Annotated in this window: 15 protein-coding genes; 6 read left to right on the top strand and 9 right to left on the bottom strand. The window is 63.6% G+C overall.

What is annotated here, in order from left to right; genetic code table 11:
• Nucleotides 1–5: 5 nt before the first annotated feature.
• The 3 genes from JHL16_RS11795 to JHL16_RS11785 are packed head-to-tail and all read right to left on the bottom strand — an operon-like array spanning nt 6 to nt 3,102.
• Entirely contained in the window at nt 6–1,217 is a 1,212-nt protein-coding gene (locus JHL16_RS11795; RefSeq protein WP_200185048.1) for an ABC transporter permease, read from the bottom strand.
• Complete coding sequence (locus JHL16_RS11790; RefSeq protein WP_137859060.1) at nt 1,217–1,921, bottom strand: ABC transporter ATP-binding protein; 705 nt, start codon at nt 1,919–1,921, stop codon at nt 1,217–1,219. The genes JHL16_RS11795 and JHL16_RS11790 overlap by 1 nt, the downstream gene beginning before the upstream one ends.
• Nucleotides 1,918–3,102, bottom strand: a complete 1,185-nt coding sequence (locus JHL16_RS11785; protein ID WP_348647200.1) for an efflux RND transporter periplasmic adaptor subunit — start codon at nt 3,100–3,102, stop codon at nt 1,918–1,920. The genes JHL16_RS11790 and JHL16_RS11785 overlap by 4 nt, the downstream gene beginning before the upstream one ends.
• A gap of 272 nt (nt 3,103–3,374) precedes the next feature.
• Between JHL16_RS11785 and JHL16_RS11780 the strand changes: the two genes are divergently transcribed.
• Nucleotides 3,375–3,635, top strand: coding sequence for a hypothetical protein (locus JHL16_RS11780; protein ID WP_200185047.1), 261 nt, complete (start codon nt 3,375–3,377; stop codon nt 3,633–3,635).
• 9 nt (nt 3,636–3,644) lie between these two features.
• Here JHL16_RS11780 and JHL16_RS11775 read toward each other — a convergent pair whose 3' ends face one another.
• Both JHL16_RS11775 and JHL16_RS11770 read right to left on the bottom strand, forming a co-directional pair.
• On the bottom strand, nt 3,645–5,198 hold the full coding sequence (locus JHL16_RS11775; protein ID WP_200185046.1) for a DHA2 family efflux MFS transporter permease subunit: 1,554 nt from the start codon (nt 5,196–5,198) through the stop codon (nt 3,645–3,647).
• Nucleotides 5,199–5,209: 11 nt separating this feature from the next.
• Entirely contained in the window at nt 5,210–6,448 is a 1,239-nt protein-coding gene (locus tag JHL16_RS11770; protein ID WP_200185045.1) for an HlyD family secretion protein, read from the bottom strand.
• Nucleotides 6,449–6,666: 218 nt separating this feature from the next.
• Between JHL16_RS11770 and JHL16_RS11765 the strand changes: the two genes are divergently transcribed.
• Complete coding sequence (locus tag JHL16_RS11765) at nt 6,667–7,305, top strand: TetR/AcrR family transcriptional regulator (protein WP_246771014.1); 639 nt, start codon at nt 6,667–6,669, stop codon at nt 7,303–7,305.
• A 19-nt stretch (nt 7,306–7,324) separates the two neighbouring features.
• Nucleotides 7,325–8,254, top strand: coding sequence for a zinc-dependent alcohol dehydrogenase family protein (locus tag JHL16_RS11760; RefSeq protein ID WP_200185043.1), 930 nt, complete (start codon nt 7,325–7,327; stop codon nt 8,252–8,254).
• Here the strand turns inward: JHL16_RS11760 and JHL16_RS11755 are convergent.
• Entirely contained in the window at nt 8,238–9,896 is a 1,659-nt protein-coding gene (locus tag JHL16_RS11755; RefSeq protein ID WP_200185042.1) for a tetratricopeptide repeat protein, read from the bottom strand. The genes JHL16_RS11760 and JHL16_RS11755 overlap by 17 nt on opposite strands.
• A 208-nt stretch (nt 9,897–10,104) precedes the next feature.
• On the opposite strand from JHL16_RS11755, the gene JHL16_RS11750 reads away from it, so the two are divergent.
• Both JHL16_RS11750 and JHL16_RS11745 read left to right on the top strand, forming a co-directional pair.
• Nucleotides 10,105–11,376 carry an SDR family oxidoreductase gene (locus tag JHL16_RS11750; RefSeq protein ID WP_200185041.1) on the top strand — a complete coding sequence of 424 codons (1,272 nt, stop codon included), beginning with the start codon at nt 10,105–10,107 and terminating at the stop codon, nt 11,374–11,376.
• On the top strand, nt 11,373–11,849 hold the full coding sequence (locus JHL16_RS11745; protein ID WP_200185040.1) for a DUF2269 family protein: 477 nt from the start codon (nt 11,373–11,375) through the stop codon (nt 11,847–11,849). Before JHL16_RS11750 ends, JHL16_RS11745 begins: the two co-directional genes overlap by 4 nt.
• Here the strand turns inward: JHL16_RS11745 and JHL16_RS11740 are convergent, their stop codons facing one another.
• Both JHL16_RS11740 and JHL16_RS11735 read right to left on the bottom strand, forming a co-directional pair.
• A complete protein-coding gene (locus JHL16_RS11740; RefSeq protein ID WP_200185039.1) occupies nt 11,850–12,260 on the bottom strand; it encodes a hypothetical protein in 411 nt (136 codons plus the stop codon).
• Nucleotides 12,261–12,356: 96 nt separating this feature from the next.
• Nucleotides 12,357–12,716, bottom strand: coding sequence for a DUF4406 domain-containing protein (locus JHL16_RS11735; protein WP_137859134.1), 360 nt, complete (start codon nt 12,714–12,716; stop codon nt 12,357–12,359).
• A 91-nt stretch (nt 12,717–12,807) separates the two neighbouring features.
• Here JHL16_RS11735 and JHL16_RS11730 point away from each other — a divergent pair, with 91 nt between their 5' ends.
• On the top strand, nt 12,808–13,548 hold the full coding sequence (locus JHL16_RS11730) for a DeoR/GlpR family DNA-binding transcription regulator (protein ID WP_200185038.1): 741 nt from the start codon (nt 12,808–12,810) through the stop codon (nt 13,546–13,548).
• A gap of 54 nt (nt 13,549–13,602) precedes the next feature.
• Here JHL16_RS11730 and groL read toward each other — a convergent pair whose 3' ends face one another.
• Nucleotides 13,603–15,240 (bottom strand): chaperonin GroEL, encoded by a 1,638-nt coding sequence (gene groL / locus JHL16_RS11725; protein ID WP_200185037.1) that lies wholly within the window; start codon nt 15,238–15,240, stop codon nt 13,603–13,605.
• Nucleotides 15,241–15,251 lie beyond the last annotated feature (11 nt).

Raw genomic sequence — 15,251 nt, 5'->3', positions numbered from 1 at the left:
AGACGTCACTCGTGGCGCAATGCCTCGATCGGATCGAGCCTGGCGGCGCGGCGCGCCGGGAAGAATCCGAAGCCCAGGCCGATAGCGCCTGAAAACAGGAAGGCGAGCACGATGATCGACAGGCTCGGCGCGAAGGGAATGGCGAGGAAATAGCCGGCGGCGCCGGCCAGCGCCAGGCCGAGCATGATGCCGATCACGCCACCCAGCAAAGCCAGCACCAGCGCCTCGACCAGGAACTGGGTGAGCACCTGGCGCTCGAGCGCGCCGATGGCGAGGCGAATGCCGATCTCTCGGGTGCGCTCGGTGACCGAGACCAGCATGATATTCATGATGCCGATGCCGCCGACCAGCAGGCTGACGCCCGCCACCGCGCTCAACAGGCCGGTGAGCAGTGTCGAGGTGGAGGTCATGGTCGAGATGATCTGGCTCATGTCGCGTACCGTGAAGGTGTCGTCCTTGTCGGGACCGACGCGGCGGACCTCGCGCAATATCTGCTCGGTACTGGCAGTGACGGCGGGAATGTCCTCAGCCGTCGCCGCCGAAATATAGATGGTGGGAATGCGGGTATTGCCGGCGAGCCGGCGCTGATAGGTGCGCAGCGGCATGACGACCGTATTGTCCTGGTCGTTGCCGAAGGCGCCTTGCCCTTTGCTGGCGAGCACGCCGATCACGTCGCAGGAAATCGTGCCGACGCGCATCCGCTTGCCGAGGCCGCTATCGGGCGTGAAGAGGGCGTCCTCGACGCTCTTGCCGATGATACAGACGGCGCTGCCGGATTTGACCTCGCCATCGGTGAAAGGACGGCCTTGCGCGAAGCTCCAGTCCTGGGCGGCGAAGAACTCGGAATCAGTGCCGGTCACCGTGGTCGCGAAGTTGAGCGCGCCATAAATGAGCGTGGCGGCGCGGGTGGCGGACGGTGCTATGGCGCGCACGCCGGTCAGCTCGGCGCGCAATTTCGCCAGCGTGCGGTCGTCGAAGGAGCGGTTCTCCTGGCCGGCGCCGCCGGGGCCGAATGTGTTGCGGCCGGGCTGCACGATCAGCAGATTACTGCCGAGCTTGGAGAGATCCTCGGTCACGCGCTGCGTCGTGCCATTGCCGATGGTCACCATGGCGATCACCGCGCCGACGCCGATGACGATGCCGAGCAGCGTCAGGATCGAGCGCAGCACATTGCGGCGGACCGACAGCAGAGCGAGCTTGAAAGCTTCCCACAACATCAGGCGGCCTCGCGCCGGTGCTCGGACTCGATATGGCCGTCGAGGAACCGGATGGTGCGGTGGGCGAAGGCGGCCATGTCGGGCTCATGCGTCACCATGATGATGGTGAGGCCGCGCTCGTCATTGAGGCGGGTCAGAAGCTCCATGATCTCATGGCTGCGCGCGGTGTCGAGATTGCCGGTCGGCTCGTCGGCGAGCAGCACCAATGGATCGGTGACGATGGCGCGGGCGATGGCGACACGCTGCTGCTGGCCACCCGACAGCTGCGCCGGGGTGTGATGCTCACGGCCTTCCAGGCCGACGAGCCGCAGAGCCTCGATGGCGCGCTCGTGGCGTTCATGGCGCGGCGTGCCGCGATAAACGAGGGGCAGCTCGATATTCTCGACCGCGGTGGTGCGGGCGAGGAGATTATAGCCCTGGAAGACGAAGCCGAGGAAATTGCGCCGCAGCAAGGCGCGCTGGTCGCGGCTGAGCGCCGTCACATCGGCGCCGCCGAAGAGATAACGCCCGGCGGTCGGCTTATCGAGGCAACCCAGAATGTTCATCGCGGTCGATTTGCCGGAGCCCGACGGGCCCATGATGGCGAGGAATTCGCCGCGCTCGATGGCGAGGTCGACACCCGCCAGCGCTTTGACCCGGCCGGCGCCTTCGCCATAGATCTTCTGGACCTTCTCGAAGGCGATGAAGGGCTGAAGCTTCGTCATTGTCCAGCCGAGCGCGAGGTGGTGATCACCTGATCGCCGCCCTTGAGATCGCCTTGAAGGATCTGGGTTAGCTTGCCGTCGGTGACGCCGGTGGTGACACTCACCTGCTGCGGCTTGCCATCCTTGAGGACGTAGATGCTGCGCTCATTGGCCGGGGTGTCGCGCTTGGGCTCGCCGCGGCCGCCGCGCGGCCGCGGGAAGAAGATGCGGGTCAGATCGAAGCCGGTCTCGGTACGACGCTGCGGCGGCTGGTAGCGCAAGGCGGCATTGGGCGCGGCCAGCGTGTCTGGAACCTTCTGCGTGATGATCTGAGCCGTTGCCGTCATGCCGGGACGCAGCAGCAGCTCGGTATTGTCGACGGTGAGGATGGCCTTGTAGGTGACGACGCCGTCGGTGGTGAGGGGCGAGAATTCGAGTGTTTCGATCTTGGCCGGGAAGGCCTTGCCCGGATAGGCATCGACGGTGAACTGGGCGTCCTGGCCGGCCTTCACTGCGCCGATGTCGGCTTCGTCGATATTGGCCTCGACCTGCATGCGCTTCAGATCCTCGGCGAGGGTGAAGAGGATCGGCGCCTGGAGCGAGGAGGCGACCGTCTGGCCGGGCTGCACGGCGCGCTTCAGCACGATGCCGTCGACGGGGGAAACAATGCTCGATTTGCCGATGTCGATCTCCTGCAGCGCGATATCGGCCTTGGCGACCTCGATATCGGCTTCCGCCGAGGCGACGGCGGCGATGGCGCTGTCGCGGGTTGCGGTCGCATCGTCGAGAGTCTGGGTGGCGGCGAAGCCTTTCTTGCTCAAGGCGGCTTGGCGCTCATAAGCGAGGCGGCGCTGCTCCAAGGTAGCCTTGGCGTCGGCGAGCTTCGCCTCGCTGGCGGCAAGTGTCGCCTTGGCGCGGCCGAGCTGGGCATTGAGGCGCTTGACGTCGAGGCCGGCCAGCACGTCGCCCTTCTTGACCAGGCTGTTGTTGTCGACATTGACGGTGCGCACGACGCCCGAGATTTCGCTCGAGACATCGACCTGCGTGGTAGGCTGGACGGTGCCGGTGGCGGTCACCGTGACGGTGAGCGGCGTCATGACCGCAGGCGTCGTGTCATAGACGAATCTGGCGGCTGACGAGTCTGGTGACCCATACCAGTAAGCGAGGCCGCCCAGGGCGGCCGCGCCGATGAGAAAATACACGAATTTCCGGCTCCAACGTTTTGTTTTGGAACGGGAATCAAGACCTATAGCGGCCTCGATCTCGGCCGGATCGATGGGTTTTTGCATATTCATTCGTCAAACTCTCTCCACGAGAGATAAGACGACTCTGCGTCGGAATTCCGGCGCAAGGCCCGCCACGGTCCTTCCTTTCTGAAATGTCACTTGGAGATTATAATTCTGCTCCAAACCAAGCAGATACCAGAGGGCCTATGCGCGATTCCCACCTTCATTCACAACAATCGGTTCGGCACTTGCGGCGCGAGACGCGCCTGCAAGCCGCGCGCATCGCGTTCCCGGCCATCGGCATCGCCGCTTATTATCTGGTGACGTCCGCGATGCCGATTTTCAATGCCGTGCTCGGCTCATCGGGATTCGAGGTCTCGCAAGAAATCGAGGATGGCTTCACGACCGGCATCCTGCTCACGATCGTCGCTATTGCGGTCTACTATCTGGCGCTCAGGGCGTTGTGGCGCCTCAAGGTCGTCGAGGCTGCTCATTCGGCCTCTCACTAGCCTTCCGAGCTAGTGACCGCCGGCGGGCGCGCCACGTGGAGCGGGCTTGCGCACCAGAGGCACCAGCAGAACCATCGTCAGGAACACCGCGCCCAGAACGAGGAAGACATCTGAGAAGGCCATCACCAGGGACTCCCGGTGCGCCGACTGGGTCATCAGCTTGATCGCCGCCAGCTCGCTGTCGCTGCCGAGGCGGGTACTGAAAGCCTGCGTCATGGTCTGAAGCCGCTCGACCGCCGCCTGGCTGCTCCAATTCACCGCCTCATGCAGCCTGGCGATGTGGAGATCGGTGCGGTCATTGAGCAGTGTGGTGATGAGGGCGAGGCCGACGGCGCCACCCAGATTGCGGGTGAGGTTGAAGAGGCCGGAGCCGTTCTTGATGAGCTGCGGCGACAGCGTGCCGAGCGCCAGCATCGAAACGGGCACGATCAGCAGCATCAAAGCGACGCCCCGCATGGCCTGCGGGATGAACAATTCGACGAAGGCCCAGTCCTTGGTGATCGGCACGAGCTCGAGACAGGAGACGGCGAACAGCACCATGCCGAAGCCGACGATCCAGCGCGCATCGAAGCGCTGGGCGAGGCGGCCGGCAAAAGGCGCCGTCATCATCTGGAACAGGCCGGTAACGAACATCGTCTCGCCGATCTGCAGCGAGTCGTAGCCACGGACCCGCGCCAGGAAGACCGGATAGAGATAGACGAGGCCATAGAGGCCGACGCCGATGAAGAAGGAGAATATCGAGCCGGTGGCGAAGTTGCGATCGCCAAAGGTCCTGAGATCGACGACCGGCTCCTCGGCGGTGAAGGCGCGCCAGAAGAACAGGACGGCGCCGACGCCCGAGACGATGGCGAGATTGCGCACCGTGTCGTCGCTGAACCAGTCATATTGCGGGCCTTCCTCGAGCACATATTCGAGTCCACCCAGGAAGGCCGCCAGCGTCACCAGGCCGATATAGTCGAATTTCCGCAGCAGCTTGAAGTCGGGCTTGTCGAAATCGATGAGGAAATAGGCGGCGGCCGTCACCGCGATGCCCGGCACGACATTGACCAGGAACAGCCAGTGCCAGGAGAACAGATTGGTCAGATAGCCGCCGACGGTCGGGCCGATGGTCGGCGCCATGGTGGCGATGAGGCCGACCATCGCCGTGACGGAGCCGCGCTTCTGCGGTGGGAAGATGGTGAAGGAGGCGGCGAAGACCGAGGGGATCATGGCGCCGCCGATGAAGCCCTGCAGCGCCCGGTAGATCATCATCTGGTCGATCGAGGTGGCAGTGGCGCAGAGCGCGCTGGTGAGGGTGAAGCCGCCGGCGGCAATGGCGAAGAGATAACGCGTCGACAGAGCGCGGCTGAGAAAGCCCGACAGCGGGATCATCACCACTTCGGCGATGAGATAAGAGGTTTGTACCCAGGAGATCTCAGAGGCGCCGGCGGAGAGGCCGGCCTGAATCTCGTTCAGCGACGAGGAGACGATCTGGATGTCGAGGATCGCCATGAACATGCCGACGGCCATGGCGATGAAGGCGAAGAGCCGGCGCCTCGGCATGATGTCGGTGGGGGTGTCCATGGCGTCATGCCTTATTTCGCGGCGACGGTTTTTCCCTTGTCGCGGCTGTCGATCGAGACGACGACCGACATGCCGGGCCTGAGCAGGCTTTCGGCCGCGACATTGGCGGGAACGGCGATACGCACCGCGACACGCTGGGTGACCTTGGTGAAGTTGCCGGTGGCGTTGTCGGGCGGCAGCAGGCTGAAGACGGCGCCGGAAGCGGGCGCGATGCTGGTCACGGTGCCGGTCACCGGCGTCTCGTCATAGGCATCGACCGCGATATAAGCGGGCGCGCCCACATGAATGTCGGCGAGCTGCGTCTCTTTGTAGTTGGCATCGACATAGACCTCGCTCAACGGCACGAGCGCCAGGAGGCGCTGGCCGGGCGACACAAACTGGCCCGACTGCACGGCGCGATTGCCGATGACGCCGTCGAAGGGCGCGCGCACGACGGTGCGCTCGAGATCGAGGTTCTTCTGGGCAAGCGTGTTGTGATCCTGATCCAGAGCGCGCTCGGCCTCGACACGCTGAGCCTGGAGCACGGCGACATTGGCGTCAGCCGAGGTGAGGCCCGCCTTGGCGGTTTCGAGCCCCGCTTGCGCCTTTTCCTGATTGGCCTGGGCCTGCTCGAGCGATTGCTGGGTGGCGAAGTCGCTCTGCTTCAAGCGCTCGGCGCGTTTCAGGTCAGCGCTGGTGAGATCGAGATCGGCCTGGGCCGAGGTGATCTGCGCCTGAGCCTGGATGACGGTTGTCCTCGCCGCTTCGATCTGCCGGTCGATGCGGTCGATCGTGGCCTGCTGCGAGGCGATCTGCGCTTGTGCCGTGGCGACTGCCAGGCGTTCATCCGAGTCATCGAGGGTGACGAGGGGATCGCCGGCCTTGACCGTGCTGTTGGTCTCGACCGGCACGTTCACGACATAGCCGGCGATGCGCGGGGAAATGGTGGTGAAGTCGGCGCCGACATAGGCATCGTCGGTCTCGACCTGGAAGCGGCCGACCGTCCACCACTGATGGCCGAAATAGACAGCGGCGGTGCCGGCCAGCAGCCCGGCGGCGATCAGGGCCAGGCTTTTGCCGCTCCGGCGTTTGGCCGGCGGGGCAGGGGGCGCCTCGGCCGGTTTGGCCGGGGCGAGGGCCGGCGGAAGCGGCGCCGCGTCGCTCCGGGCGGGCTTCGGCAAATCGGGCGCTTCGGTTTTTTCCCGCCGCAAGGCAGGGTGATCGGTTTTAATGGCTTCGCTTTGCTCGGGCGCCAGAACGATCTTGTTCATCGCAGATCCTCAAAACTGGAGGGTCAAAATGACCGAACTGTTCGGTCAATGAGGCTGAATGGCTTGAAATAGGCCTCCTGAAGCCCTAAATCAAGATCGAACCGAACGGTTCGGTCAAATTTAATCCGACCGTAAGGCTTCCGCTGCGGTGGTTTGTGGTATCCTGCGAGTCCCTGAATCACAGCCGGACCGGCCGATGGAGTTGTGAAGTGAGCGTGATGGAACTGGACGGACCGCCCGCCGCCGAACTGGCGCCAGGGCAGGACCCGCGCAAACGCCGGCAGATCCTGGAAGGGGCCCGCAAGGTGTTCCTGGCCAAAGGCTTCGATGGCGCCAGCATGAACGACATCGCCAAAGTCGCCGGCGTGTCGAAAGGCACGCTCTATGTCTATTTCGAGAACAAGGAGCGTCTGTTCGTCGATCTGATCGCCGAGGAGAAGCGCGCCGATCTGTGGGATGTGGTTACCCTCGATCACAGTGACCACGACATCGTCAAGGTGCTCAACCGCTTCGGCAGCGACTTCCTCAAGATCATGACCAGCCCTTATTACATAAGGGCGATGCGCACCGTCTTTTCGATCGTCGAGCGCATGCCGGAGATCGGCGCCGAGTATTATGAGCGTGGCCCCAAGGTCTGCGCCGGCAAGCTCGCCGACTATCTCGCGGCGCAAGTGGATGTGGGCGTGCTGGCGATCGAGGATTGCTCGCTCGCCGCCCAGCAATTCATGGACCTCTCGCAATCGGTGCTCATCCGCCGCCAGCTGTTCAATGCGGCGCCGACGCCGAGTGAAGAGGATATCGCTCAGCATGTGGCACGCGCCGTGACCTTCTTCCTCCGGGTCTACAAGCCGAGCTGACAGAGCTCCGGCCGACTGCATGCTGCGTATCGTCGCCCATGGTTTCGGAGCACCGGCCGATGTGCTTGTCTGCGAGCCGGCGCCGCGCGTTGAGCCCGAGCCATCGGGCGTCGTGGTGCGCATGCGGGCCAGCGCCATCAATCCCTCCGATCTGGTGTCGGTCTCCGGCGCCTATTCCTTTCGGATACCGTTGCCCTTCGTTCCCGGTTTCGAAGGCGTGGGGGTGATCGACGCAATCGACGCGGAAGTCTCCGGCCTTCGCATGGGGCAAAGAGTCCTGCCGCTCGGTTCAGCGGGCGGATGGCAGAGTTTCAAGGCTTTGCCGGCCGAATGGTGCATTCCGGTGCCCGACGATCTCAGTGATGAGCAAGCGGCGACGGCCTATGTGAATCCCTTGACCGCGCGGCTCATACTGCGAACCTTGGCGCCGTCGCCTGGAATGCTGGTCGCGGTCAATGCGGCGAACTCCGCCATCGGTCGTATATTGCTGCGCCTGCTCGATGCGATGAACATCAGATCGCTGGCGATCGTGCGGTCCAAGCAAGCTATGGCGCTGCTCGCGGATGAACCAATTTGCAATGTGATCCTGGCGGGTGAGCCTCTGCCACCGCTCGATGGTGGTTTCGACGCCATCGGCGGTGACGATGGCGCGGCGATGGCGCAGGCGATCAGGTCTGGCGGTGCTCTTATGCATTACGGACTGCTTTCAGGCAGGCCGCTTCCGCCCGGCCTTCGATCTGTAAAGCCCTTCTGGCTGCGCAACTGGGTCCATGCCGCCTCCCGCGCGGAGCTTCGGGCCGCGATGGCTGAGGTGTTCGACGATATTCGCTCAGGCCTCGCCGCAACGACGATCGAAGCGTGTTATCCACTCTCCGCGTATCGCGTCGCCCTGGCGCACAATGCGCAAGCCAGCCGGTGCGGCAAGATCCTCTTCAAGCCACAGCTTTGAGTCGGCAGAAGCAGGACGCCTTGACCGGCACGTCGGCGCGCGCCGCCGCAATGTCGAGCAGCTTCTTGATGATGATCGCGTCGGTGTGTTTGCCGAGCTTCTCCAGGCATTCGTGATAGCCATGCAGGCTCCAGACATTGTTCGGATGCTGGCAGGCGCGGCGCAGCGTCTTGTCGAGGCCGAGATCGGCGCGATAGACCGCCTCGGCTTCCGCCACCTTGCCCTGCTCGAGGAGGAGGGCACCCAGCGCATGGCGGGTCGGCTGCATCCAGCCCCAGGGCTCATCATAGGGGAGCGAGTCGTCGAGCTCGACCGACTTGCGTAAGTGAGCGAAGGCCTGGTCGAACCGGCCTTTGCGATAGGCGATCTCGCCTTTCATCATCTCGGCGGCGATTGCCAAGATATCGAGCGCCGTGTTGTTGAAGAGATAACGCGTCGGTGGCACTTGCGCGACCGCGGCCTCGAAACGTTTGGCTTCCGCCTCTGCCGCCGGCACGTCGCCCGACGCGGCATGCGCCACCGCCTTGGCGTAGTGCGTCAGCGCCGTCGTCACGCAATAGAGCTTGGCGTTTGCGGGGACTTTCTCGGCGATGATCTCGCGCCATTTGCCGAAACGGATCAGCACATGGAGCTTCATCGGCACGAAGCTTTCAAGCCAGTCGGCCATCGGCGGCACCTCGACGGTGAGCAGCTCTTCGGTGAGGGTAGAGGCCATCTCCTCAGCGGCGGTAATCGCGGGGACATACTGGCCGAGAAACATCGCGCCGTAGATCTTGAAGTGGAAGTCGTGGCAGCGATAGAGCGAATAGAAATTCAAGCCACCTTCGCGCGCGAAATATTTGCGGTCCGCCTGCATGGCGCGGTCGTTCCATTCGACGACATTGTGATAGTCGCCGCACAACACGTCGATATGGGTCGGCATGTGAAGCAGATGCCCGGCGTCGGGCACGAGATGGCGCAGACGGTCGCCGGCTCTAAGGGCGCGCTCCGGCGTCGGCGACATCTCCATGAGATGGATATACATATGGAGGAGGCCCGGATGGTCGTTGCCGCCCGGCTGCTTCATGGCCTTCTCCAGTACCTCGATCGCTTCCAGCGTGTCGGCCCCCTCGGCGGGCGCGCCGATCTCGATGTTCCATAATTGCCAGGGCGTGCGGTTCATGATTGCCTCGGCGAACAAGGTCGCCACGTCGAGATCCTGGCCATGGGCCTGATAGGCCTTGCGCATGGCGGCGGCATAATCGTCATTCCAGATTGGAGTCACCTGGCCCGGCTCACGCGACGGGTAGCGTAGGGCCAGCGGCTCGATGACGGCGCGCTCGACGGCGCTGGCCTTGTCCTTCAGCCGCAGCGCCTCGGCGGTTGCCTTGTGGGCGGTCGTCAGCGACCGTTCGAGATCGACCGTGTCGAAGGCCTTCCATTGCTTGTTGTAATTGGGGCCGGAGGCATAAGCGATGCCCCACCAAGCCATGGCGCAATCGGGGTCGGCCTTGGTCGCTTTCTCAAAGCAGCGTACCGCTTCCTCATGATTGAAGCCGTAACACCAGACGAGGCCGCGATCGAACCATTTCTGCGCGTCGGCCGATCGGGTCGTGACCGGGCGGCCGAAGGAACCCAGCTCATAATCATAGTCGGTCGTCATGCTTGCCTCATGGAGTTGCCGGGGCGCATCGTCATGGCTCTGCGAATCATCGTCAATCCCTATTACGATCGGCTTGATTTCATTGGCGCGCATCCCGGCGCGGTGAAATCACTTCGCTGAATGGGATTCGCGCCAAAATCAACAAGTTGGAGCAAATCCTTGTCGCCAAAGTCTTCAACTTTGGCGGGATTTGCTCTGGAGATTTCACTTGCGCATTCTGGTTCTGGGGGCGGGCGGCTTCATCGGCCGGCATATCGTGGCGGAATTGCTGAAAGGTGGCCATCAGCCGGTAGGCGCCGTGCGGCGCGCGGCGGATTTCGCGCGCGCTTTTCCCGGTGCTGCGGCGGTCGCCTGCGATCTGGCGCGAGATGTCGCCGTCGCCGACTGGTTGCCGCGGCTCGCAGGTGTCGATGCGGTGGTGAATGCGGCAGGTGTTCTCAGCGGCGCCGGGATGGAGGCCGTGCATGTCACGGCGCCGCGGGCGCTCTATGAAGCGTGCGCGCAAGCTGACGTGAAACGGGTGGTGCTCATCTCGGCCATCAGCGCCAGGCCTGAAGTCGACACCGATTATGCGCGCGCCAAGCTCGCCGGCGAGAAGCTGCTGCAGGATGGCCCGCTCGACTGGACCATTCTGAAACCCTCGCTCATCGTGGCGAAGGGTTCCTATGGCGGCACCTCGCTCATCCGTGGGCTTGCCGGCCTGCCGCTGTTCACGCCTTTGGTGGGCGACAGCCATTTTGCCTTCTCGCCGCTGCATGCCCAGGACCTTGCTCGAGCGGTACGGGTCGTTTGCGAGGAGGGGCGTTTCAGCCGGCAGGTTCTCGAACCCGCGGGACCTGAGATCATTTCGCTGCGTGATCTGCTCTCCCGTTACCGGACTTGGCTCGGTTTGCCGCCCGCGCCGTACCTCTCCATTCCGATGGGTGTCATGCGAGGGCTTGCCGGGCTCGGCGACCGGATGGGCAGGGGCCCTGTCTCCAGCAACAGCCTGGCGCAGCTCATCGCGGGCAATGAAGGTGATGGCGAGCGCTTCGCGCGCGAGATCGGCTTCACGCCCCGCTCGCTTGCCCAGTTCATGGCCGAGGAGCCGGCCGAAGTACAGGATCGCTGGCATGCGCGGCTGTTCTTCATGGCGCCGGTGCTCAAATTCGCGCTGGCGTTGATGTGGCTCCTCTCGGGGCTCATCGGTTTTTTCACCGGCCTGCCGCTGGCGCAGAAGGTTCTCGCAGCGCTGGGGCTTCCGTCGGGCTTGGCCATGCCGGTCGTCGTGCTCACCTGTCTCATCGATCTCGCCATCTGTTTCCTGGTGTTGAGCGGGCGCAAAGCCACCGTGGCGCAGCTCATCGTCATCGCCGGCTACACACTGGCGCTCACTTTCGCGCTGCCGGTGCTGTGGCTCGATCCCTTGGGGCCGCTGCTCAAGAACATCCCGATCGTGGCGGCGGTGCTTTGCCACGGCGTTCTGAGGGAGCAGAGATGATCGATCCTTATCTGCTCATCAAATGGCTGCATGTGGTGAGCTCGACCATTCTGTTCGGCTTCGGCGCCGGCACCGCCTATTATTTCTGGCTGGCGCATCGCAGCGGTGATCCGCGCATCATCGCCTCGGTCGGGCGCATGGTTGTCAGAGCGGACTGGATCTTCACCGGTACGAGCGGCGTCGTACAGCCGGTGACCGGCATCGCGCTGGCGCATCTGTCCGGCATCGACTTTCGCGAATCCTGGCTGGTCGCGAGCTTCTGCCTCTATTTTCTGGCGCTCGCCTGCTGGCTGCCGGTCGTCGCCTTGCAGATCAAGGTGCAAAGATTGGCGAGCCGCGCCGCGGCGCAGGGGGCGCCGTTGGGTGACGATTACCGGCGGGCGATGCGCCTGTGGTTCGTTCTCGGCTGGCCCGCTTTCATCGGCCTTCTCTGCGTCTTCTGGCTGATGATCGCGCGGCCGGTGCTGTGGTGATCAGCGGCCCAGCCGCGGATTGGGCATATAGGTCGGGCAGTGATAGAAATTGACGCCGTACAGTACGAAGACCTTCTTCGACTTGCGGACGAGCGGCAAGGCGACGGCTTTCGTCTGACCGTCGGTCGTCAGCTGCACCGCCAGATTGATGGTCTTGCGGTCGATGCTGACATCGGTGATCTGGCCGACCGAGGTGTTCCAGTTGATCTCGTCCTGGGTCAGATTGATGAAAGCGCGCTTGTCCTTGTAGTCGGGGCCGTTCGGATCGGCGCGGTTCATCATCTGGCACCAGTCCATGTTCTGGGCGTAGGTGCCGGATACGAGCGGGATCTCCTCGCGTGCCTTTGCGCCGCCTGTGGCGACGACGAGAGCGGCCAACCCAGCGAACAGCATCGGTGATCCAAAGCGCATGAAAGTCCTCCTGAACGGGCGATCCATAACATAGAAAAGGCGGGACCGAAGCCCTGCCTTCGTTACACAATGTGAACAGGTGGTTTCTGGCCGATCTTAGGCAGCGTGATCGGGTATCTCGGAAATATCGTGATAGACCGGGATGCCGCGGCGGCGCGCGATGCGCACATCTTCCTCGGCGCCCTTCGAATCGCCCGGGAGGCGCAAGACCGCGTCGCAATGCTCAAGCAGCCGTCCCGCTGTCGGGTGGAGGACGCGGTCATAGAGCGTGTCGCCGACTTCCTTGCCGCCCGCTGTCTGCCAGATCGGCAGCGCCACCCATTCGCCGATCATCGGCACATGGCCTTTTTCGAAGATCGGCCAGGAGGCTTCTTCGAGGCGCTTCAGATTGGCGGCCATCCGGGCCGGATCATCGCCGGTGCCTGACCGATAGGGGCCGGCGATCAGGATCATCATGGGTTTCTTCGACATGGGACACTCCAGAGTTAACTGACGGCTGGTCTTATCAGTTCGTGACATTTCGTGCAAGATCGTGTAAATTCGTGCAATGCTGACGGAACAGAGAAAACAATTGCTGCTCGACCGGCTGGCCAGGGACGGCCGGATCGTGGCGAAGGAGCTGAGCGCCGAGCTCAGGCTCTCCGAGGACACGATCCGCCGGGATTTGCGCGAACTCGCAGGCGAGGGCCGGCTCACAAGGGTGCATGGCGGGGCGCTGCCGGCGTCTCCGACGGTTGCCAATATCGCCGCCCGACGATCCATGGCGACGGATGAGAAGTCCCGGCTTGGCCGCAAGGCAGCGAGCCTGATCCAGCGCCGGCAGCGCGTCTTCATCGATGGCGGGACGACGCATCTGGAGCTCGTCCGGGCGCTGCCGCTCGGTCTCGATTTCACCGTCATCACCCACAGTCCGACCATCGCCGCGGCGCTCGAGCCGCATCAGGCTGTCGAGGTGATCCTGATCGGCGGCCGGCTGTTCCGGCACTCGATGGTTGCGGTCGGGGCGGAAGCGCTCGAGCAGATCCAGCGTCTGCGCATCGATCTGGGCTTCGTCGGCCTGACCGGCCTCCATCCGGAGGAGGGCGGCACCACGGGGGATTTCGAGGAGGCGGCGATCAAGCGCGCAATGATCGCGCGGTCGGCGGAGACTGTTGTGCTGGTCACTGCTGAAAAGCTGGGTGCGGTCTCGGCTTTCAATGTCTGCGCCATGAAAGACCTCACCTCGATTGTGGTGACGCGCGAGACGGAGGTGAAAGCCTTCGCCGGCGTTGAGATCATTCGGGCATGAAAAAAAACCCCGGTGTTTCCACCGGGGTTCGTGTTTCTTGCCTGATCGGCTGGATTAGAAGTCCATGCCGCCCATGCCACCGCCGCCCGGCATCGCCGGAGCCGGGGCCTTGTCCTTCGGCTTCTCGGCGACCATGGCTTCGGTCGTGATGAGGAGCGAGGAGACGGAAGCAGCGTCCTGAAGAGCGGTACGCACGACCTTGGTCGGGTCGATGATGCCCTTCTCGACGAGATCACCATACTCTTCGTTCTGCGCGTCGAAGCCGAAGTTGCCCGACTTCTCGAGCACCTTGCCGACGACGATCGAGCCTTCAACGCCGGCGTTCTCGGCGATCTGGCGGATCGGGGCTTCAAGAGCCTTCGACACGATCTTGATGCCGGCCTGGATGTCGGCATTGTCCGACTTCAGGGCATCAACGGCCTTCTTGGCGCGCAGCAGAGCGACGCCGCCGCCCGGCACGATGCCTTCTTCGACCGCAGCGCGGGTCGCATTGAGCGCGTCATCGACGCGGTCCTTGCGCTCCTTCACTTCGACTTCCGTCGAGCCGCCGACCTTGATGACGGCGACGCCGCCCGCGAGCTTGGCCAGGCGCTCCTGGAGCTTCTCACGGTCGTAGTCCGACGTCGTCTCTTCGATCTGCTGCTTGATCTGGGCAACGCGGCCCTGGATGTCGTTCTTCTTGCCATGTCCGTCGACGATGGTGGTGTTCTCCTTCTCGACGCGCACGCGCTTGGCGCGGCCGAGCATTTCCACCGTGACGTTCTCAAGCTTGATGCCGAGATCTTCCGAGATCACCTGGCCGCCGGTGAGGACAGCGATGTCCTCCAGCATGGCCTTGCGGCGATCGCCGAAGCCCGGGGCCTTGACGGCCGCGACCTTGAGGCCGCCACGGAGCTTGTTGACGACGAGGGTGGCGAGAGCTTCGCCTTCGACGTCCTCAGCGATGATGAGGAGCGGACGGCCGGTCTGCACCACGGCTTCGAGAACCGGGAGCATGGCCTGGAGGCCCGACAGCTTCTTCTCGTGCAGGAGGATGTAAACGTCCTCGAGCTCGGCGATCATCTTGTCGGCGTTGGTGATGAAGTAGGGGGAGAGATAGCCGCGGTCGAACTGCATGCCCTCGACGACGTCGAGTTCGGTGTCGAGCGACTTGGCTTCCTCAACCGTGATGACGCCTTCGTTGCCGACCTTCTGCATGGCCTTGGCGATCATGTCGCCAATGTCCTTCTCGCCATTGGCGGAGATGGTGCCAACCTGGCCGACTTCGTCGGAGCCCTTGACCTTCTTCGAGCGCTTCTTGATGTCCTCGATGGCGGCGCGGACAGCCTGATCGACGCCACGCTTCAGATCCATCGGGTTCATGCCGGCGGCAACCGCCTTGGCGCCTTCGCGCACGATCGCCTGGGCGAGCACGCAAGCCGTGGTGGTGCCGTCGCCCGCGACGTCATTCGTCTTGGAGGCGACTTCGCGCACCATCTGGGCGCCCATGTTCTCGAACTTGTCTTCGAGTTCGATTTCCTTGGCGACCGTCACACCGTCCTTGGTGGTGCGGGGCGCGCCGAAGGACTTGTCGATCACGACGTTGCGGCCCTTGGGACCGAGCGTGACCTTGACCGCATTGGCGAGAATGTCGACGCCGCGGAGCATGCGCTCACGGGCTTCGCCACCGAAGCGGACTTCTTTCGCTGCCATGTTGTTATTCC

This window comes from Taklimakanibacter albus (genome assembly GCF_016595235.1).
GTDB lineage: Bacteria > Pseudomonadota > Alphaproteobacteria > Rhizobiales > Aestuariivirgaceae > Taklimakanibacter > Taklimakanibacter albus.
This window is presented reverse-complemented; position numbering and strand designations above follow the sequence as displayed.